The 19,036-nt window shown below is 35.6% G+C and carries 27 protein-coding genes and 2 tRNA genes; 11 read left to right on the top strand and 18 right to left on the bottom strand.

Annotated features, from left to right (window positions below; translation table 11 throughout):
• Positions 1-20: 20 nt before the first annotated feature.
• From JCM10519_RS32125 to JCM10519_RS32115, 5 genes are read right to left on the bottom strand one after another with little or no spacing between them, the layout of a single operon-like run.
• Positions 21-158 carry a GTPase gene (locus JCM10519_RS32125; protein ID WP_347844845.1) on the bottom strand — a complete coding sequence of 46 codons (138 nt, stop codon included), beginning with the start codon at positions 156-158 and terminating at the stop codon, positions 21-23.
• Complete coding sequence (locus JCM10519_RS32120; RefSeq protein WP_347844844.1) at positions 145-291, bottom strand: hypothetical protein; 147 nt, start codon at positions 289-291, stop codon at positions 145-147. The genes JCM10519_RS32125 and JCM10519_RS32120 overlap by 14 nt, the downstream gene beginning before the upstream one ends.
• Entirely contained in the window at positions 292-735 is a 444-nt protein-coding gene (locus tag JCM10519_RS19460; protein ID WP_347844843.1) for a CFI-box-CTERM domain-containing protein, read from the bottom strand.
• On the bottom strand, positions 662-1,492 hold the full coding sequence (locus JCM10519_RS19455) for a GTPase (RefSeq protein WP_054741248.1): 831 nt from the start codon (positions 1,490-1,492) through the stop codon (positions 662-664). Before JCM10519_RS19455 ends, JCM10519_RS19460 begins: the two co-directional genes overlap by 74 nt.
• A gap of 34 nt (positions 1,493-1,526) precedes the next feature.
• Positions 1,527-1,664, bottom strand: coding sequence for a hypothetical protein (locus JCM10519_RS32115; protein WP_347844842.1), 138 nt, complete (start codon positions 1,662-1,664; stop codon positions 1,527-1,529).
• 128 nt (positions 1,665-1,792) lie between these two features.
• On the opposite strand from JCM10519_RS32115, the gene JCM10519_RS19450 reads away from it, so the two are divergent.
• A complete protein-coding gene (locus tag JCM10519_RS19450) occupies positions 1,793-2,023 on the top strand; it encodes a helix-turn-helix domain-containing protein (protein ID WP_054741246.1) in 231 nt (76 codons plus the stop codon).
• Positions 2,024-2,297: 274 nt separating this feature from the next.
• On the opposite strand, the gene JCM10519_RS19445 is transcribed toward JCM10519_RS19450, so the two are convergent.
• From JCM10519_RS19445 to JCM10519_RS19425, 5 genes are all read right to left on the bottom strand, one after another.
• Positions 2,298-2,564: a Mor transcription activator family protein gene (locus tag JCM10519_RS19445; protein WP_054741244.1), complete on the bottom strand. Its 267-nt coding sequence runs from the start codon at positions 2,562-2,564 to the stop codon at positions 2,298-2,300.
• Between the two features lie 590 nt (positions 2,565-3,154).
• Positions 3,155-3,850: a hypothetical protein gene (locus JCM10519_RS19440; protein ID WP_347844841.1), complete on the bottom strand. Its 696-nt coding sequence runs from the start codon at positions 3,848-3,850 to the stop codon at positions 3,155-3,157.
• On the bottom strand, positions 3,804-3,983 hold the full coding sequence (locus JCM10519_RS19435; RefSeq protein WP_347844840.1) for a hypothetical protein: 180 nt from the start codon (positions 3,981-3,983) through the stop codon (positions 3,804-3,806). The genes JCM10519_RS19440 and JCM10519_RS19435 overlap by 47 nt, the downstream gene beginning before the upstream one ends.
• A 61-nt stretch (positions 3,984-4,044) precedes the next feature.
• On the bottom strand, positions 4,045-4,827 hold the full coding sequence (locus JCM10519_RS19430; RefSeq protein WP_347844839.1) for a hypothetical protein: 783 nt from the start codon (positions 4,825-4,827) through the stop codon (positions 4,045-4,047).
• Positions 4,828-5,048: 221 nt separating this feature from the next.
• On the bottom strand, positions 5,049-5,648 hold the full coding sequence (locus JCM10519_RS19425) for a hypothetical protein (RefSeq protein ID WP_054741236.1): 600 nt from the start codon (positions 5,646-5,648) through the stop codon (positions 5,049-5,051).
• Between the two features lie 180 nt (positions 5,649-5,828).
• Here JCM10519_RS19425 and JCM10519_RS19420 point away from each other — a divergent pair, with 180 nt between their 5' ends.
• Positions 5,829-6,014, top strand: a complete 186-nt coding sequence (locus JCM10519_RS19420; protein WP_054741233.1) for a helix-turn-helix domain-containing protein — start codon at positions 5,829-5,831, stop codon at positions 6,012-6,014.
• Positions 6,015-6,728: 714 nt separating this feature from the next.
• On the opposite strand, the gene JCM10519_RS19410 is transcribed toward JCM10519_RS19420, so the two are convergent.
• Positions 6,729-7,598, bottom strand: coding sequence for a hypothetical protein (locus JCM10519_RS19410; RefSeq protein ID WP_054741228.1), 870 nt, complete (start codon positions 7,596-7,598; stop codon positions 6,729-6,731).
• Between the two features lie 128 nt (positions 7,599-7,726).
• On the opposite strand from JCM10519_RS19410, the gene JCM10519_RS19405 reads away from it, so the two are divergent.
• From JCM10519_RS19405 to JCM10519_RS19375, 8 genes are all read left to right on the top strand, one after another.
• Positions 7,727-8,260 carry a hypothetical protein gene (locus JCM10519_RS19405; RefSeq protein ID WP_054741226.1) on the top strand — a complete coding sequence of 178 codons (534 nt, stop codon included), beginning with the start codon at positions 7,727-7,729 and terminating at the stop codon, positions 8,258-8,260.
• A gap of 62 nt (positions 8,261-8,322) precedes the next feature.
• Positions 8,323-8,838 carry a hypothetical protein gene (locus JCM10519_RS19400; protein WP_054741224.1) on the top strand — a complete coding sequence of 172 codons (516 nt, stop codon included), beginning with the start codon at positions 8,323-8,325 and terminating at the stop codon, positions 8,836-8,838.
• A gap of 19 nt (positions 8,839-8,857) precedes the next feature.
• A complete protein-coding gene (locus tag JCM10519_RS19395) occupies positions 8,858-9,469 on the top strand; it encodes a hypothetical protein (protein WP_054741222.1) in 612 nt (203 codons plus the stop codon).
• A gap of 125 nt (positions 9,470-9,594) precedes the next feature.
• Entirely contained in the window at positions 9,595-9,933 is a 339-nt protein-coding gene (locus tag JCM10519_RS19390; protein WP_347844838.1) for a DUF87 domain-containing protein, read from the top strand.
• Positions 9,912-10,217, top strand: coding sequence for a hypothetical protein (locus JCM10519_RS19385; protein WP_347844837.1), 306 nt, complete (start codon positions 9,912-9,914; stop codon positions 10,215-10,217). The genes JCM10519_RS19390 and JCM10519_RS19385 overlap by 22 nt, the downstream gene beginning before the upstream one ends.
• Entirely contained in the window at positions 10,186-10,716 is a 531-nt protein-coding gene (locus tag JCM10519_RS19380) for a hypothetical protein (RefSeq protein WP_054741216.1), read from the top strand. The genes JCM10519_RS19385 and JCM10519_RS19380 overlap by 32 nt, the downstream gene beginning before the upstream one ends.
• 118 nt (positions 10,717-10,834) lie before the next feature.
• Positions 10,835-10,999 carry a hypothetical protein gene (locus JCM10519_RS32110; RefSeq protein WP_347844836.1) on the top strand — a complete coding sequence of 55 codons (165 nt, stop codon included), beginning with the start codon at positions 10,835-10,837 and terminating at the stop codon, positions 10,997-10,999.
• Positions 11,000-11,188: 189 nt separating this feature from the next.
• A complete protein-coding gene (locus JCM10519_RS19375; RefSeq protein ID WP_054741214.1) occupies positions 11,189-12,088 on the top strand; it encodes a tyrosine-type recombinase/integrase in 900 nt (299 codons plus the stop codon).
• A 184-nt stretch (positions 12,089-12,272) separates the two neighbouring features.
• Here the strand turns inward: JCM10519_RS19375 and JCM10519_RS32105 are convergent, their stop codons facing one another.
• The 5 genes from JCM10519_RS32105 to JCM10519_RS32085 form a co-directional block, all read right to left on the bottom strand.
• Positions 12,273-13,142 (bottom strand): AAA domain-containing protein, encoded by an 870-nt coding sequence (locus JCM10519_RS32105; RefSeq protein ID WP_347844835.1) that lies wholly within the window; start codon positions 13,140-13,142, stop codon positions 12,273-12,275.
• Between the two features lie 28 nt (positions 13,143-13,170).
• A complete protein-coding gene (locus JCM10519_RS32100; RefSeq protein WP_347844834.1) occupies positions 13,171-15,234 on the bottom strand; it encodes an AAA domain-containing protein in 2,064 nt (687 codons plus the stop codon).
• Between the two features lie 149 nt (positions 15,235-15,383).
• Positions 15,384-15,800, bottom strand: a complete 417-nt coding sequence (locus JCM10519_RS32095; protein ID WP_347844833.1) for a hypothetical protein — start codon at positions 15,798-15,800, stop codon at positions 15,384-15,386.
• Between the two features lie 149 nt (positions 15,801-15,949).
• On the bottom strand, positions 15,950-16,423 hold the full coding sequence (locus tag JCM10519_RS32090) for a hypothetical protein (protein WP_347844832.1): 474 nt from the start codon (positions 16,421-16,423) through the stop codon (positions 15,950-15,952).
• 263 nt (positions 16,424-16,686) lie between these two features.
• Positions 16,687-17,118, bottom strand: a complete 432-nt coding sequence (locus JCM10519_RS32085; RefSeq protein WP_347844831.1) for a hypothetical protein — start codon at positions 17,116-17,118, stop codon at positions 16,687-16,689.
• Between the two features lie 712 nt (positions 17,119-17,830).
• On the opposite strand from JCM10519_RS32085, the gene JCM10519_RS19365 reads away from it, so the two are divergent.
• On the top strand, positions 17,831-18,703 hold the full coding sequence (locus JCM10519_RS19365; protein WP_347844830.1) for a tyrosine-type recombinase/integrase: 873 nt from the start codon (positions 17,831-17,833) through the stop codon (positions 18,701-18,703).
• A 112-nt stretch (positions 18,704-18,815) separates the two neighbouring features.
• On the opposite strand, the gene JCM10519_RS19360 is transcribed toward JCM10519_RS19365, so the two are convergent.
• Positions 18,816-18,886, bottom strand: a tRNA-Cys gene (locus tag JCM10519_RS19360).
• A gap of 31 nt (positions 18,887-18,917) precedes the next feature.
• A tRNA-Glu gene (locus JCM10519_RS19355) sits at positions 18,918-18,989 on the bottom strand.
• Positions 18,990-19,036: the final 47 nt, after the last annotated feature.

The following is a 19,036-nucleotide window of genomic DNA, read 5'->3' as shown; positions in this document are numbered from 1 at the left end:
TGATTCATTAATTTTGTATTCTACAGAATGTAGAACCTGGTGCAAACCTCGATGTCTGATGTTTCAAGTACATCTCTACCTACTAGTCGATTAATAGTAGTTGATTTACCATAACCCGTTTTCCCTAGAAATAGTACCTGTATCTCATGTGATGGCATACCATTTATAATCCAACAGCTTGCACTCTGATTCTTCAAATCTACTTTTTTTCAAAAACTCAAAACCAGAGTGCCTATCAATCAATTCCTCAATGGAAGCCAGATATTCTATTTTCACATCTAACTCCATCACTTATAATACCTTTCTCATCTCATCAAGCATCTCCAGATATAAAATTTTACAATCCTCATAAAGCTTATGATCTATGTAGTTTACACAAGGTATTATATAAGTCTCATTAAGGGCTCTGTACACCTTCTCCCTATCTTCTTTTGAATCAATCTTTTTTACGATAGAAGGTGCATACTTATAATATTTAAGAATCAGTTCATCTCCACCTTCCTGTTTGGCAAGCCACTCGTCTCGAAACTTCCGGAATTGAGTCAGTTCATGGCAATCATCAGGTTTTCCATAAAATTCGCATACAGCGGTTGTAATATAACACCCTCCCCTTCTGCCAAATGAAAACCTACCAAGCAAATCACCAAGTCTTTCTTTTGCATTATCCAGAAGTTTTATAACAACCTCTCCAGTTTTTTCTACTACCTTGCCTACAGTCTCGCCAACAACTTCCAATAAAGATTTTTTTAACCTCAACCTCCGCTTCCATTGATTGAAATCTCTCATCTACCTGATTAAAAACAGTAATCTTTTTTTCTTTCGGAAGTGCATAGATCATCTCATCAACGAGCTTTGTCAAATTATATTTTTCATTGGCTGAAACCGGAACAATAATGGAGGATGCAACTCCAAAAAATGCTGCAACATCATCCGCTTTCCGATGAATATTCTGATATTGCTTCGGTCCTGGTTCGTGCGTTTCCTCATTCCATTCACGAAATGGTTCTATTTTATCTACTTGATTCAATACAAAGAAAAATGGCTTGTCCTGATCAATATGTGGCTTTACAATTTCTTTATAAAATTGTTCATCCGAAGCCATTGCTCTGTCATCCGCTTTAATAAGCCATAAAACTAAATCCAACTCAGGGAGTAGCTTTTTATACAGTTCCCTATATTCGATATCCCTCTTACTGCTCTCTCCTACACCCGGAACATCAATCAGCTTAATTCCCTTTTTGCCATCAAGGTTCAAAAGAACGTCTTTTGTATCTCTGGTACATGCCTCCACATCACTTATGGCACAAATATCTCTGCCGAACAATGCATTACAAAGAGAGGACTTTCCTACTCCCGTCTTACCAAACACTCCGATTCTGGGTTCATAGGTCAGTACCTGATTGAGTTTATCCCGTATAGCTTTCTTTTGATTTTCATTGACTTTGATCCCTGATTTTTCCAATCCATCAAAAAAATCTTTTGTATCACTCATGTTGATCCTCCCTCACGTATCATTAACCCTGTTATTAGTCTGCCTCTTTCTTCTCTCCACTAAAACCGCTGCCGGCCTCCAGGCCCGCAATAAAAATCAATACCTTTTCCACCTGTTCTACTGGCATATTTATAATCTTTTTTATTACAATATCCTTCTCAGTAGGTTCCATATACCCTCCTTTTAGCCAAGAATTCTAAACTGAATTTAGTTTATCATGATTGAATTTAGTTGTCAACTTTACATTCTTGACTGAATTAAGTTACTATGATATTATTTTGAACAAAGGTGGTGACCAATTTGAATTTAAGTGAAAGAATAAGGTTGATACTTGATGAAAACCATTTAAAGCAAAAAGATTTGTCTGGAGAGATCGGAGTAACAGAGAGTTACATATCTGCACTCTTAAATGGGCGGAACTCTAATATGTCCCAGGCACTTGCTACATTAATTGAAGAAAAATACGGATACAGTTCAGCCTGGATTTTGTACGGAACAGAACCCAAGTTAAAAGTGTCAGGAAAAAAATAAGACCTTATCAGATATCCATAAAAAAAGCCATTTTACAAATAGAAAAATTGAATCCGGAGCAGATAAAGGCCGTGCTGGCTTTTGTAAAAGCACTAGAGGAAATAGAAAACGACTTCAAAAATCAAACTTAAACTCTATTGTTTTCAGAATTAAGATGCTCTTGTTATAAATAAACAGGGTGGTATGGAAAATATCATGAGATAAAAGGATGCCCAAATATTGAGCCCTAGCTCAAAGAAGGGCATCCTCTATTCAGTTCTCCCATACCTTATTCTTATGGAAACATTCCCTCGCTCTGCTTAGCGGTAATTAAGATTTTCTTGAAATATCTTTCTGTATACCCAAGTTCTTTTGCCAGAGTTTTTCCATTTGTTCCGTCATAGCGTTCTTTTATCTGTTTTTCTATATACGATCTGCTATATAACTTAACTGGGAATGTAACCTGCAATCCATGAAGATGCTCATAAATACGGATTGTAATTTCTTCTCCAAACACTTCTGCCAGATCCCGGTATATACCATAAAAATCTTTTGCATCCATGAATCCTCCTCCTTTGTCTTCCTATTATAAGAGTTTCACGAATACTATTTCTTCTGTCATTCTCCTTATTTTTCCTCCTGATTTCTATTCTATTACCTTACATATCCCCCTCCTTACTTGTTAATATTGTTAATACTGACAGCAGATAACAGTATCAAATAAATAATATATAATCAGATGCTTCAATCCTTACACAATAATATTGTAAGGCAACAAAAAAACCGCAGCTTCCCATACTACGGTTTTCTACGTTCCTATGTTCCTCATACAGACATGCTGCAGATATACATCGATATAATATATAGTTAAAAAAATAAAAGAAGGCTTCTTTTATCTTTTGTAGTTATATCTGAGAGCCCGCAGTATATATAACACATTATATTTAGCATTGCAGCTATGTCTGCATTCATAATAAGCATATAGAACAACCTTTAACCCCGTTTTTTTAGCTCTCTATTTATATAATCAGCTTTCTAAAATCCAAACTGATTATCCCAAACTATATGCCATTTAACAATATTCTTTATTATTTCAATTAAAAAAAGTAAGATACTATAATACGGCGCGTAAACACCTTATTTTCATATACCTCACTGCTCAATATCTTTTATATATTCATCCTGTATCAGTTCAGCCTGTTCACAGGGAAAATCTGAAAACAGGTAAACAGTACACGGAAACCTTAGTAGTCTGGCACGCCCGATGCTCTGCTCTAGTTCACTTTTAATAAAATAGAGCTGTATTTCCCGTAATAACGGATTATTGTATGTGGTGAACCCAAATTTATAGCCTCCATATTCTATTATTTGCCAATGCAGTGCGTCACAAACATCAATTCCTAAGTGACATGCAATTAACTTGTAAACTGCTTCTGTATTATGTGGAGTGCCTACTACAGCAATGTTCTTACCTGTAAAAGCATTTATTCCCTCAGTATTTCCAAAATGAAGATTATATTTATTATACCCCTGTCCCAGTGCTTTGAATGTTATTATTGGAATATCACCACAAATGTCCTTAACTGCCTGGAAAACCTTGAAACCTCTTCTAGATATATCTTTCCGGCTCATGGAATGAGCTGAATATTGCAATAAGCGACCTGAATATTGTGCTATCAGCCTTGGATATTCCTTAACATACCAACCGCGGAAATATTCTCTGTATAGTTCTGGTGACAATGAGGCAGATAAAATAATGTATTTTGCTTTAGGTAACATCTTGGGACAGAAGTATTGCACCTCACCATTTTTTTTCTTTGAAATAGACGGAGGCCTGTAGTAAATCATTAACGTTTTCTGATATACCAAATTTATAGATATCTTCTTCTGAAATTACAGCTCCTTCTAGCATTGGCCTCACTTTTATATAAGCATTGTCTTTTGTATCTTTTATCTGTGACAATAATGCATTTAATGCCATAGGGCAGTGATCCCAACTCAGTACTTTTTCTACGGATTTTAAGCTGACTCTCTTTATACTTTTAAAAAAAATATAATAAAATATCCTCATCTATAATAACGGTATAATTCTTCAATTCATCTTCTGAGAAGGTAATTAGCCTGGCATGAGTAGTAACAATACATTCGAATTTTGTTATATTGGAAAAAAAACTTAAATACTCCTTACATTTTTGAACTGTCAAAATTATTTCTGGACTCATATCATCCTCGTGGTCAATCATAAACCTTCTCAATACTTTAGCTGCCATACTGCTTATTCCAATGTCATAATAATATTTGACCTCATCAACCAGTTCCTTTGGCACATTCATTTCGTCAATGGAGGGGGTAACTACAGCATCAATGCCTCGTATATGTAATTCTTCTGCGACTTGTTGTTTTAATAAATTGGTAGGAACTGCAATTATAACCTTCTCATTATTTAGAGATTTTACAAGATCACAATATGCCTGGGTCTTACCGGAGGCCGTCTGGGCTGGAATTAGATATAACCCCTTTCTAATCTCGCTCATAGCGTCTTTTAGACAGCTTTCTATATGAGCATACACCTTTTCCACACTGACATATTGCTTGGAATCATCTAACCTCTGAATCTTCTCTTTTTCTGCTATTGTCAGCAACATATTTGATTTATGATTACAATAGCTGCAATACTTGCAACCATTCTCACAAGACTGCGGTTTATATCCCATGGATTTAGCATATCCAAAATAGAAACTCCACTCTTCTAGATCATCACCCCTGTTTTCAATATATGAAAGGAATTTACTCCTTCCTCCTCTTATATTAACAAAATTGGTCAATAGCAAAAATTTTTCATTATGTTCAAGCTCTCCACCATTTAGAAAGTCCTTATATAATGCACACTTTTTTTTCGTTTCCTGTCCATTTAACCCTTATTTGATCACTTAATACCTTATTATCGCGCTTATCAGTCTGGTAGGATGTCATTTTAATAAAAAATGAAGATTTTACGTCATTTCCTATTATAATATAAATAGGTTCTTCCGAAAAATCTTCAATCCTACCAAGTTGTGATGCGCGTTCGATTACTAAATACGAACCATTTAAGGCCACTTTGTTCTTTTTTTGCGAATCCTTTAATCCTTCTGGAATAATTAGAATAGTTAGTAATGTATTCGTATTTTTGATATTGTAGTGCCAAACCTGCTATATTAAACGTTTCTTCTTGGAAAAATATCAGACCTTTACCGCCCAAGAACATTCTAGAAACATCTTTACATTGTCCATCAGCATCCGGAAATATTTCAATTAATAATGCTAATATTACCTTTGCTGCATTAGCATTACTTACAGGACATTCATGAATAAATGCGACTCTAAATCGTTCCAATGACTCTGTAGAGCTAAACGTATGATACGCAAACGCAATTGGTAAGTCATATTTCTCTGCTCTGGTTCTTATTATTTCAAAAGTAACCTCTGAATCAAAATCAAGAGCAAATACTTGCATTTCATTAAATGCATCTGACTTTCTTTCTCCATTATAAAATACTGCCGGGCAAAATGAGCAACCATCATTACCCACATATGAGGCCAATTCCTCCAGCGATAAATTAACTGGTCTTTTTGAAATTCTTTTACTTATTTTAGCCATTTCCATTTTATCTGGCTTTGCTTTATACTCTGTTTCATCTAACTCACATTAATATTCATAACTATCTGTACCTTCCCTTTAAATTTATCATAAGGATTTCTATAGCTTTTTATTGCTTCCTAATTTATTAAATTGTTAGAAGATTTGTAACTATTTAATAAAATAAATTTTAAAGGAGATCCAAATATGTTAGAACAATATGATGATGTTATTTCTGTAAAAGAGCTCTGTGAAATTTTGAGAATAGGAAGAAATCGAGCATACGAACTGTTACAGACAGATCAAATCAAAGGATTTCAGATGGGGAGACCTTGGAAAATACCTAAAGCATCCGTCGAAAATTTTTTAAAAACAATATCTGGCTTAAAATAATTCAACTTGTTACTTAAAGAGGGAACTGCCACAATATGTGTGCAGTTCCCTCTTTCACAACCGTATAAAATTTTATGCGCCATAAAAACAAAAATTTATTAAAATAAATCAATATTCTTATATCTAGATACTAAGATATTTATATTTTTTTTATTATTTAGCGCACTACTTAATTATCCTTATTTTCCATTCTCAAGTAATGTAAATAATTATAGGTTTGATCTGATGCTCCACAATTACAATTATTAACTAATATACTTTGTAGATTTTGTAGATATACTTCAATTGACCAGACATTGTTGGGTAAAGAACTATAATCTATTAAATCATAAATATGTGGTTGATTATAAAAGCCATTTGTTAAATTTATGTCAAACGTCTTAATAGCTTTATTATTTCTTTTTTTATCTTGAGGATCAGAGATTTTAGTACTCACACCGCCACCATTTCGTTTTTTTATTCGGTGAAAGAGGATATTCAAGTGTTTTTAATTTATTTAAGTAGCATTCGATTTCTAAATGATATGGAAACTCTGTAGAATTGCTTGAAATATATTTTTCAAGACACTCTTTCATAGCTTTCAAATCTCCCTGTTTTAAAGTATACAACGCTCTAGCCATGGTCGTTTGTAAGAGCGGAAAAACACAATATGCCAGAAATAATACTGTATTCAATTCCTTTAAGTAGGCCAGCCAAGTCATGCTCTTTTCTTTTTCAGATGCCATGACGTAATTTTTTAGTGCATTGAGATATTTTCCGGAATCCATTTTTTTGGACAGACAAAGGTAATCGATAAAAAGGACACAGTAAACGTATTGTACGTTCACGTACAGGCTCTTGATATTTATAAAATAGATCTCCAAAAGCAAATATAGCGTCTGATATAAAACTCGTTAACCTAACGGGTTGAAAGAGTTCTTCAAATATATATGCTGAAAAATTATCCTCCTCCTTTTCAACAAATGAATCTTTTTCAAAAAAATGATTATATGTTTTTACTAAGCTTTCCAAATTCATACCATATTTATTAGTTTCATAAAAAGGCCAAGAAGTATATTTCTCTTGATAATAATAAAAATCCAATAAATTAAACACTTTAAATTCCTTGTCAGGAACACCAAATGGAATAAAATATTGCAAAGAATTAGTCTCTACATATTGACCAGTTATATTGACATTAGGAGTTCTGCCAATAACTCTGGAATTTGTATTTACTGATGCTTTTATTGAGTTTCGCGTATCTATACTTGAATTAGCAGCTGGATCAACTTTTATATAAGAATTAGCAACATCAGTTTTAGACACAAATTCAGCTGTAGTATAACTTAACGAAGCATATAATGACATAATTACTTCGCTTTTAAACGGCTGAAATATATCTTCTGATGAAAACAATGGAAATAAAAGATTATGTCTATTTACAACCTCATTCCATAATACACTTACTGAATTATTTTCATCATTAATTGCTTCTTCAACACTTTCATTATGAGAACATACCCCTAACCCTTCGTAAAACTGATTTATATTAAATGGAATATGGCAAGACTTCTCTAGTAAATCATAAAAGCTATAGTATATCATAACTCCTCCTCATTTGTAAATATAAATAAAAAAATTTCAACGGATTTTTTTTCGTATACGATTATAGTTCCTGGAAATATATCAAGATCTGATATAAACTCATTTCAGTAAAGAAAGGAGCCATATTTATGACTAATTATAATCCTAATTATGCTTTTCCGCAACAGCAAGTAGCTATGTCCCCACAATACACAGGAATCCAAACGTTTCCTTATGCAAATCAAGGATATGATCCAACGTATAGTGTACTTCAAACAGAGTACCAAAACGCGCTAATCGCCTTAGCTCAGACAAGAGCAGCACTTGAGGAAATAAAAAACCAAAAGGTTCGAGACAGAGTTGAATACCTGATTCCAAACAAAATTTCGGGCTGTACTAATTTAGTTAGTCTAAATAGTCAAGGGCAAGCAACCAGTTATGTTCCATTTATGAATGCCATAATCGAAAAGGTATGGGGCTATTACTCCGATAATGGAGAATTAGGAGCCTTGGTTGTTATCGTTCCAAGGAACACCAAGGAAAGAACCTATTTAGTTATACCTGCAAAAGATCTCTCCAGCACTACTCTGGTGAATAAGATACAAATACCTAAGGCTGGCATAGTTGCAAGCTGCTCTAAATCAAGAGCTGCCCGTCTCTTGCTATCATTAATAAAAAAATGAAATGAATCCTGATGATCTGTTGCTGCCTAAAGGATCTGCAGGCTGGTACTTAGAAAAAAAACATGCTTCAATATATCGATGGACATAATATGAGGCCAATAGATTCAAATGAGATAGCAGCCAAATGTCTACTTAGATATAACGGGGAATTTACTCCTCCTGATGCAGTTATCAATGAGGTTTTTAATTTACTTCAAGTATTTAAAAATCCTTCCTATGGTGCCCTTCTTCTTATGTTCTGCATTGGAGGTTTCATGAAAAGTATTATTTTAAGGAATGATTGGTGTCCGGATATGACAGTTTGCTTTTGTGGTAATGGAATTAACATTAAGCATATCATAGACAGCTTTATTTCCATCTGGGCTAATCGTACATACCTTTTGGTTAATACTACAACTTCAGAAAAGGACTTTGAGGAAGCAGCCACAAAGCAAAGCGATGAGTTGCTTATTGTAGATTGTGAAGAAGAACTGTTACAGAATCAATATAGGGAAAAGCAGAGAAAAGCCAACATTCAAATGGCCGCAAAATGGAGCATTCATAATAAAAAAATGCTTCCCTTTACTAATCTCCAATAAAGCCATTGATATCTGTCGAATGGAAAATCTTATCCCCATTATACTGGAAAAGGAAGATATCCAATGGGATATATGGGAGCAGGTTAAGAAGAAGCCATTCATATTGGCTAACTTCTTAAATTTAATCCGCTGCTATGCCGAGGAAAGGGGTCCCCTTATTCTGGAACAAATCAGCGTGGAGATAGATAAGCAATATGCTGCGCTACAGTCGCAAGGAACCGAATCGGCAGAGTTAATAGCTATTTTTCGCACTATTGCATTGATAATGCAGGATTCCATCAGATGGCGGAAAGTAGACGAAGCAGTTATCCGTACATTTTCAGCAATATGTAATGAAGCTATTGAGTTACTCAAAACCAGCACTCCGCATCAGGAATTCATAATGGAAGAATTTATAGGAACTATGAAGAATTTAGCCGACAATCACACATTTTTGTTTTGGAACCGAGACAATGAATATCCGGCCTCCTGCAAGAATGAAAGATTTCTTCTATATTATGACCAGGATTACATTTATATGAGTATAGACAGTTTCAAAAAATGTCGTTTTAAAAAAGCATGCAAGAGGCGGAGAAAATTCCATCATGATTCTTTCTGCTTTAGAGGAAGTTGGAATTTTATACCGCTATAAATCAAAAGACTTTTGTGTTGATGTCTCAATCAAAGGCCTTTGCAAACGAAAAAGCATGTTACGTTTTAAACGTGAAGAGTTCAATACTATTGGCGAGCTAGATATTGTGCAGAGAGGTAAAGATTATGAATAACACAGAAAACAGAAACAACACAAACAAAATATCCTGTATCGAACTTGGAACATGTTCAGGCAAAAAGATATTTTGGGATCCAATTAACCACGAAACCAATGGGCATATATTGATTCCCGGGCAATCTGGCTCTGGAAAGTCATATTGTATTCAAGTCATTATGAAAGGGTTAGGGCTTAACGGTGGCCGGGCAATAATATTAGATTTGTCCGGCAGTCTGTCAAAAAGCCAGGGAGAAAAGCATTTTTTTTCTGACCTATCCAATTCACTGGATTATATTAATGCCGCCAAGGACGGTGTAGTGTTGATTTGTTTCAACGCATCAAATTAGATGAAGAAACTTGGGAAAAAGATTGTGATTTAGCAGGACGTATGGTTGATACATTATCATCTTTTCTGCGAAACGGTAAATCTCAAGACGGATATCTTTATAACTGTATCATGCAGGTTCTTAGATATAGCAAAGTAACCGGTGATACACCTAATTTAAACATGCTTAAAGCTATGTCGATAAACGAAAACGGCAAGCTGGCCCAAACCATTCTTAATAAAATGAATCCTTTATTTGATGGAAATTATTTTAATGGGTACTCTGACTGTACTTTTTTTAGGTGATGACAAGCCGATAAAGCTGGTTCAAATGCAGTCAGTTCCCTTTGGTGTTAAAAGGATGCTAACAGATATCCTACTTTGGTCGATCTGGTCTTTAGCAGTGCAAACAGGGCTTAAAGAAAACCCAATATTTATTGTGATTGACGAATTCCAGAATGCAAATTTGTCTGCCTCTTCACCTCTTTACAAGATCCTTTGTGAGGGCAGAAAATTCAATATAAATCTAATATTGGCGACACAATTTATAAAAGGAAAATTTTCTTCTGACATTGAAACCGCTATCGATCAGGTTGGAAATAAGATCTTCTTTAGACCTCCGGATAAGGAGATTAGATCCATTGCATATGAACTTGCAGAAAATGCACTAAACTTAAAGCAATGGGAGCAGCAACTTAAATCTTTAAGAAAAGGCGAGGCAATCGTGAAAGCCGATTTATGTTTCGATGAATTAGGTAATAGTCATTTCCACCAACCCCTGAAAGTAAAAATCAAAAGCCTTTAATCTATATTTTTAAAAGGTTCTACATTTGATATTGTTTTAATCTTCAGAAATATATTATAACACTGACCTTATACATAAAGAAGCTAAACAAGAGCAAAGACAAGGAGGTGATGACGGAGTGTCCAGAAAAACAAGTCCTTTTAAAGAACAAAATGAAGCAATTGCAAGAAGCCTGACGGCCAATCCGTCAGAGCCTCTTACTAATGCGGGCGATATCGCTATTAACCAGTTACTGCAACTTTGTGAACAAGATAAAAAAATTGTCAACAACCGCACGTGCTAAAATTATAGTGGATTTTTCAGAGAGGGAAGAAAAAGTCGCAGATGCATGTAACTTATCCAAAATCAAAGTACGCTCTGATGATGGTAGGATCTACCTCATCATCAAACGTAAACCAATCACCAGCATCTGCTATGTTAGTTTAATTGATAAGCTTTACGAACACTTTTTTTGGACTAAAGCACTCCACCCTTGAGACCTTTTTTTCCTGACTGGCAAAAATGGCGTGATGAAGAGGCAAGCGTTTCAAAGAAAACCATCAAAGAAAACTATTTTCTCTGGAATGCTCTTCTTAAGGAGGATGATATTGCTAAAGTTCCTTTAAAAGACTTAAAGGTTCAAGACTACATAGCTTTCTTCCGCCGAATTACAAAGGATCGACAGCTAACCAGAAAACGTTTCAATGATTTAAAAAGTATAATGAATTCCATGCTGTACCTCTGCGTTGAAAGAGGTATCATTGAACACAACTGCCTACGGGATATTAACTACAGACAGTTTACATATAAATCCGAGAATGTAGTCATAAAACCGTTCACGGAGGAAGAACGTCTGCTTATCATTAATCACTTAGACGATGATGATTTTTATTCTCTTGCCATAAAGCTTGATTTCCATCTAGTATTACGGATCGGAGAACTTAAAGGGTTAAAGTGGGAAGATATTAAAGATGATACCATCTATATACACCGTTTTATCGATAACCAGAATAAAGTTGTCGAAGACATAAAGGGGCATGCAAGTCAGGGAAAACGTCATATGCCATTGACTCCAAATGCCAAGAAAATATTAGAGCAAGTTCGTCTTCAAAACCCGGATAGCGAATATATTTTTATTCGTAATAAACAGCCACTGGCGACCGTAACTTTTAACCGACGCCTGAAGAAATGCTGTGAAGAGTTAGGTATTGAATACCGCTCCTCTCACAAGCTACGCTTCTCCACCGCATCTATCATGTACAAAAATGGTGTAGAAGATACTGAACTGCAAAAACTCTTAGGTCATTCCAGCCTCAATATGACCCACCACTATCTTAGAAGCATCACCCCACAAGAAGAAACTGCTTCAAAAATGAGGGCAATCCTTGGATAATTGTCCTCATTTTTGAATTATTCCCTCTAGACTGTTAAATATAGGTGAGTGAATCATTAATTCCTTACTGTCATTAACAAGCCATTACCTTAAAGTGCTGTTAAGTACTTAAGTGTCATATTTTTTTTAACAAGAAACCTATTGTACGGGTGGTAATTTTTTTTCAATACCGTAATAATAAAAATTATTCATGGATTTGTACATCCACTGCATTATCCTCACAACGAACTTCATATCGTCTTTCGGGCTTACCATATACATTTACTAATTGATGGCTGGTTGAAAATGAATTATCCTCAAGATACGTTTTACTACCAAACATTTTCTCTTCAATCAGAGGAGATAATTGTTCACACCATACTGGCTGTTCCTTGCAAAGCCCCTCAACCTTTTTAATAAGTGAAAGATTATCAACATTTTCAGTTTCGTCATCAGGCATTAAGATTATTAAACAGTCCCTTGCACGGCTTATCGACACATTTATAATATTTAGCTTGTTTAGGAACATATCTTTATGGGTGGAGATTTTAGGTGGAGGATTAAACAAAGCAATAACGATATCACACTCATCGCCTTGGAAACCATGAATAGTTCCAACTTGAACATCAACATTTGAGGGTAATATAGCCGATGTCATTAGTTTGTCAACTAGGTCAGCTTGAGCTCGGTATGGAGCAATTAACCCAATACGAAATTCATCATTTCCCTTATCCATAACTAAGAGTGAGGCAAGGTATTTCACAAATTCAAATACGAACAAAGCAGAATATACTTGATACGGCGTTTTGCTCTGAAGCCGCTTAGGTCTATAGATACTCTCAAAATTACTAACAGGGAATTTTATAATATTCACAGGTTTAAGATCTATGAAATTACCAATGGGCAACGTCCTCTGGCTATTAGCAGTGCGATAGTGTTTTAAAACGCCACCATATGCAAACTGACTAAATACTTCGCCGACTTCAGGAATGCTCCGATACTGGGTAGTTAAAAGCTGGACATGGTAATTATGCGGCACAGTTGTTGGTTTAGTAAACGAATTAAGTTCAACCATTGTATAGATATTTTCATTTTTCCAAGTATCAACAGTCGTAATTGGCTCTATTTGGAACGGGTCCCCCGCAATAAAAAAATTTCTTAGGTGTTTTCTTATAAATGGGATATATAATGTTAGCAAGTGGTATCATTGAGGCTTCGTCAATGATAATATAATCCCACTTTAACGCACTCAGATGAAGCCGAGTGCCTTCTTCTGGCAGAAAGTAATCATACGGAAAACGGGCAATAGTAGTAACTGTTACGTTTCTTGTAAAGGTGCGGATGTCAAAGGTCTTATCGCGAAAAACACCACTCTGCTCTATGGCATTGTCATTTGTTGCTCCAAAACGTATAAGCCAGTTCATATAATTTTGATCTGAACCCATTGTCTCCATAAGCCGCCGCACAAGAACATCCGCTGATTTGTTAGTAGGTGTTAAAACAAGAACTTTTAAATCCTGCTCTGAATGCATCATTGGCAGTAAAATATCTCTTGCAACGTGGGTTGTCTTACCTGTACCGGGTGGACCAAAAACAAACTCAATGTTTTCGCAAAGATTCTGTTTCATATTGAAATGATCTTCGTACCCATTTTCTTCTCCCAGCTTGATAAATGATTTTCGTAATTCCTCAATTAAGAATACGGGATTGTGAGCTTCGATTCGAGCCTCCGTGACTTGCGAAAGATCAATACCATCAATCTGCACGTTTGTACGAAGTTTTACCCGAAGCGTATACGACTTAACACTTACTACCTCTATAGCCACTTTGACCGTTGGTTGGCTAATAAAATGCAATTCGAGCGGAATGTCAGCAAGGTCTTCCATTGATTGTGGAATGTAACGGTTAGGGTGCTTTAAAATAAGGGTTCTTGAGGTACCAATCTCACGTTCAACCTTAGCAAACGATATTGATATTTCGCGACTGTTTGCGTTGTTTTCTCCGTTATTAAGTGCTTCCAGTTCAAGCAATGCTTTGAACCAACCATACGAATAAACATCCGCTTCTTGTGCCTGCTGCTTCAAATCCTCCAGCAATGCAATTTCCTGAATCTCGCGTTCCGCCAGTTTCTTTACTTTCTCAATTCTCTTACTGATATCAACGGTCGGCTTGGAATAATCATCCTCATCGGCAGATGCGTCATCGGCGATATAATCTATATTAGACAAATTGTTTTTGGGCGTACAAGTTGCTCGTTTTGTAATTTCTTTTCCTACACGCTTAATCGATGGACGTCTTATATTGATGTTTTCTTCATCTACATTGGTAAATCCATTGCTATTTGAGTCATCCTCTGCATCATCATTAGATTCAAACTCTCCATAAGACTCTTGAATTTTCTTTTTATTGGCAAACTCAAATAAAGCCAGTCGCTGCTCCTCTTCTGAGAGCCCCAACTGTTCGCCTAGGGAGGTTATATTAACATCTTCTTCAATTGATTCCCTAAATTCTTCTTTTATACCTAAAATTCGAAATAGTTCAATGACCTCATCGCTTGAAATATCATACTTTTCGTTTAATGTCTGTACACTCAAATTCTTTGAAGAGACAAACTTTCCATCTGCATTTATCAACCAGGGCTGTGTACGAAGAGATTTTGCTTCTTTTGATTCAAATGTTTCTGATTGTGCACTATAGTAGAAATATTCATAGCGTCCAAGTAGTACATTATTCTGAGACCAGTAGCAGTTGTCTTTTATATATCCAATCTCAATAAACTTAAGCAACTGGCACCATAGTAGCACAGAAAGGTCAAAATCATGTTTTTCAACGATTGAATTAATTACTTCTGCACAGCCATCAATTTCTTTTTCAGTCCATGTTTGACTACGGCTCGAATAAGGCCAAGAATTTTGAATTTCCATAGCCTCCTGATTGCTTAATTGACGCGATAAAATCCGTGGTACATCTTTTACTCCGAGATCGGTCAGAAAGATTACCAACTCATCTTCCTTATCTTTACCCACTAATTCGAGGTATTCATTATATCTTACAAATTTGGTTTCCGGTTTAGTTTCAAACCATTTAATCAACGGTTCAAAGGGAAAGTAGAGGTCGTCAGGTTTTCCCCTATACCGAGTACCTTCTTTTTTTCGAAGAGTAAACAACAAATTTATGTTCCTTTATAAGTGTAAGAAACGACTTCGCTTCAGCCTGTGAACAGGTCTGATAGTATTTAAAGAACTTCTTGAAGTGTGGAAAAGTGTCAATAGAAACACCATCTTTGTACTGTTTAAGAATGATATTGTATATCTCATCACGAAGAGATGGCTCTCTGACGCCAATTTGCTTTAAAAAAATCTACTGTATCATCATTTTCTAATAAGGCATCATTAATAGTATCATATTCGCTACCACCTTCAATAGGTAAAAATAGAATGGCTTGTTTCTTTATATCGAAAGCTGCTGCTGCTTTTCTTTTTTGATTGAGAAATATTGGCTTTGTCAGTATTAACTCAGTTCTTCTTTTGGTATCCGCTATCCATTTGTAGAACCTATGTAGCCATTCTATGGTTTGGATTTCTATAAATGAGCCCGTTACCCCCTCATTTGAGGTTCCACCTTCAATCCACCAACCTTTTAAAATATCATTATCATCAAGCCAGACAGCTGTTATCGAGTCTATGTAATCAGTAAGAGCTTTATTTTTTTCGAAGTGTATCTTGTCGTCCAAATGACGTAAATACCCAATGAGCGTTTTTATTTTGGGTTAAAACCGCAAGTTGCTCGTTTGAAAACAAATCTGCAATTTGGGGTACAAAAGCCCAGTATGCATTTTTTGATGTGACATAGCTACCATTTGCTGGAATAATAGCTTCGTTTTCAAAAATCCCTTTTATAGCAGTGTAGAACGGTTTGAAAGAAATAACTTTTTTTACTTGTTACATCTCCAAAATTGTTATCATCGTAAGGCACAATATCATAAATATTGTCATCAATAAGTGGCACAGTTTTGGACTGACCAATATCTCTTAAATAAACGAGGCTATCAGCTGCCAACTCCGACAATAGTGAAATCATATCGAGGTTGTGCTGCTTACCAGCTAGAATCCCCTCACGGCTGTCAGTGAGTAGAAACGGTGCATGGATTATGAAATTTAGCCCAGTAATTTCTTTAGTAGGGAAAAAACAAAATGCGCTGTGCATCTTGGAAATTAGATGCCCTTCGGGATCTACAAAGTATCCGACTGAGTATGTATGGTCTTTACCGTCATTGCGGGAAAAGAGCCATAACATATTATCGTACAGGTTTTCACGGTCTTCACCATCGTTTTGAGTAAGCCTAATAAACTCCACTTTCGTTCCATTATGATAATGCTCCTCTTCAACCGTCTTTCCATATAGTCCAAGAATACCCGATACCTCAAACTCAATATTTTTTTAGGTTAGACAAAAATAACAATGGATAATCTAATGAACGCAGTTTTTCGGAGATATCATCATAGGCTTCTTTAGGACTGCGCTTATCATGATCAAACGGGAATACAAACAGTGTTTCATTCTCTCGCCTACCTGGATAATCCTCATCAATACGAACGGGAACAATAAACCTTTCAATTTTAAAAAAATACGTTTGGGTCGTAGATGTGAGGGGTAGCTGTATATTGAAATACTGCCTTAAATCCTACTCCGAATTTCCCTATAGTAGCTTCATCAGTTTTATTAGATCCCCCAACTGCGGTGATGGCATTTATATCACCCAGTTTTCCATTTTTAAGGTCTTCCGCTTCTGTAGCAGGATTAGAAACAGAAAACCGACGTGTACCGTTATGTGAGAACACAAGCCTGTCCGTATATAATTCAAAGCGCGCTGATGTAGCTTTCGCATCGTCAGCATTTTGGAGAAGCTCATATATAAAGTGAGCTTGATCCGAATACTTTTCAACTACACTATTTTTAACACCTCTCAAACGAAATGAATCGAGAGCTTTTGCTGATTCCATTGCATCGGCAGTTAATGCTTCGAAGTAACTTATTTGTAGTTTATCCATGTATATTAACATATCCTTTCAGATTTTTTATACATTATTGAATATCACTTTACCTAGTATATAATTCCTCTGTAAAACAAGTGGAATTATATAAGTCGTAAGAAATGTTAAATATTCATAATTTCCATTTTTTACAGTATCAATTAAATGCGGCGGATTACTTGCACCTGACCACTCATATTGAGTTTTACAAGCTAACCAGATAAAATTAATGCTAAAAATATCTTCATGTTTAAAAGTATTAAACCTAAAAAATATATAACACAATATTGAATAACAACTATTTACATTCAACTTATTTTAGTCTATTTTCGTTTTTTTGATTAATAAAAAAGACCTAATTTTACATAAAATACAGTTATAATACAATTTATTCATTTATTATATATCTTTATAGTCTATCTAGCAATATTATTTGTATTCTTTTTCCATATACCTGAATATAAAAATAGATTGCACATATACAAATGCGATGCTAAGATACAACTACCGGCACGTAATTACCTTATGAATATTAAATCAAAAGAAATGCAATTAAAAAAAAGTTTGTTATTTATCAAAAATCAAAAACCGTCCGGATGACGGGCGAAAGTATTTTATCATCAAAAGAAAGCCTATAAGCAGTAGTACTTACGAAGGATTAATTGATAAGCTTTATAATCATTTCTTTGGAGATAATGCTGCCACCTTGGAAACGTATTTTGAAACTTGGATGGAATGGAGAGAAAAAGAGACAAGCGTAAGCAAAAAGACACTTAAAGAAAATCGGTTTATGTGGAATTCTTTATTAAAGGATCAGGATATCGTGTTAATTCCCTTAAAGGACCTGACAGCAAAGGATCTGATTGTCTATTTCAGGAACATAACAAAAGGCCGACAAATGACAAGAAAACGCTTCAATGATCTAAAAAGCATTATGAACGGAATTCTATACCTTGCAGTAGAAAATGATATCATAGAACGAAATTGTCTTCGGGATATAAACTATAAACAGTTTACCTACAAGGCAGAAAATACCAGCATTACTCCATATACCGAAGATGAACGCCTGCAAATTATAAATTACTTGGGAGTTGATTTTTACTCATTGGCAATAAAGCTAGACTTCTACCTAATTCTACGGATAGGTGAATTAAAGGGATTAAGATGGGATGATATTTTCGGTAATTTACTACACATTCAACGCTTTGTAAATGATAAAAATGAGATCATTGAAGATATAAAGGGCCACGCTAGCGAAGGGAAGCGTTACATGCCATTGACACCGAAAGCGGAAGAAATACTGGCACAAATCCAAACTCTCAATCCAGATAGCGAATACATCTTCATCCGCAACGGCCAGCCTCTGGCAACCGTAACCTTTAACCGCCGCTTAAAGAAATGCTGTGAGGAATTAGGCATAGAATATCGCTCCTCCCACAAACTCCGCTTCTCCACTGCCTCCATCATGTACAAGAATGGAATGGAAGACACCGAGCTCCAGAAGCTCCTGGGCCATACCAGCCTCAACATGACCCACCACTACCTCCGCAACATCACTTCCCAGGAAGAAACAGCATCAAAAATGAGGGCAATCCTGGATTAAAAGCCCTCAAAAGCAAGAAAAATGTCCACGCAAACAAGCGCAAACACCAAATACACAAAGCAAAAACCCCAGAAACCCTTATTCTATCAGGTTTCTGAGGCTTTTATCATAGAGGCGACAACCAGATTTGAACTGGTGATCAGGGTGTTGCAGACCCACGCCTTACCACTTGGCTATGTCGCCATAAATTGTAAAACTAAACTCACTAAATCAGTGACCCCAACGAGATTCGAACTCGTGTTACCGCCGTGAAAGGGCGATGTCTTAACCGCTTGACCATGGGGCCGGACTTGCATTTCGTTCTCCTCATAGTCTTCGCTTGAGTATCACGAA

The organism is Clostridium sp. NkU-1, from assembly GCA_001312405.1.
Note: the sequence above shows the minus strand (reverse complement) of the source record. Positions and strands in the feature narration are given on the sequence as shown.

Bases quoted from the DNA above. Each gene is read 5' to 3' on its own strand.
- JCM10519_RS32125 (WP_347844845.1), bottom strand. From the start codon at position 158: ATGCCATCACATGAGATACAGGTACTATTTCTAGGGAAAACGGGTTAT.
- JCM10519_RS19455 (WP_054741248.1), bottom strand. From the start codon at position 1,492: ATGAGTGATACAAAAGATTTTTTTGATGGATTGGAAAAATCAGGGATC.
- JCM10519_RS32115 (WP_347844842.1), bottom strand. From the start codon at position 1,664: ATGGAACCTACTGAGAAGGATATTGTAATAAAAAAGATTATAAATATG.
- JCM10519_RS19445 (WP_054741244.1), bottom strand. From the start codon at position 2,564: ATGGATGCAAAAGATTTTTATGGTATATACCGGGATCTGGCAGAAGTG.
- JCM10519_RS19440 (WP_347844841.1), bottom strand. From the start codon at position 3,850: ATGATTTACTACAGGCCTCCGTCTATTTCAAAGAAAAAAAATGGTGAG.
- JCM10519_RS19435 (WP_347844840.1), bottom strand. From the start codon at position 3,983: ATGGCATTAAATGCATTATTGTCACAGATAAAAGATACAAAAGACAAT.
- JCM10519_RS19425 (WP_054741236.1), bottom strand. From the start codon at position 5,648: ATGGAAATGGCTAAAATAAGTAAAAGAATTTCAAAAAGACCAGTTAAT.
- JCM10519_RS19420 (WP_054741233.1), top strand. From the start codon at position 5,829: ATGTTAGAACAATATGATGATGTTATTTCTGTAAAAGAGCTCTGTGAA.
- JCM10519_RS19410 (WP_054741228.1), bottom strand. From the start codon at position 7,598: ATGATATACTATAGCTTTTATGATTTACTAGAGAAGTCTTGCCATATT.
- JCM10519_RS19405 (WP_054741226.1), top strand. From the start codon at position 7,727: ATGACTAATTATAATCCTAATTATGCTTTTCCGCAACAGCAAGTAGCT.
- JCM10519_RS19400 (WP_054741224.1), top strand. From the start codon at position 8,323: ATGCTTCAATATATCGATGGACATAATATGAGGCCAATAGATTCAAAT.
- JCM10519_RS19395 (WP_054741222.1), top strand. From the start codon at position 8,858: ATGGAAAATCTTATCCCCATTATACTGGAAAAGGAAGATATCCAATGG.
- JCM10519_RS19390 (WP_347844838.1), top strand. From the start codon at position 9,595: ATGAATAACACAGAAAACAGAAACAACACAAACAAAATATCCTGTATC.
- JCM10519_RS19380 (WP_054741216.1), top strand. From the start codon at position 10,186: ATGGGTACTCTGACTGTACTTTTTTTAGGTGATGACAAGCCGATAAAG.
- JCM10519_RS32105 (WP_347844835.1), bottom strand. From the start codon at position 13,142: ATGGTTGAACTTAATTCGTTTACTAAACCAACAACTGTGCCGCATAAT.
- JCM10519_RS32085 (WP_347844831.1), bottom strand. From the start codon at position 17,118: ATGGATAAACTACAAATAAGTTACTTCGAAGCATTAACTGCCGATGCA.
- JCM10519_RS19365 (WP_347844830.1), top strand. From the start codon at position 17,831: ATGGAATGGAGAGAAAAAGAGACAAGCGTAAGCAAAAAGACACTTAAA.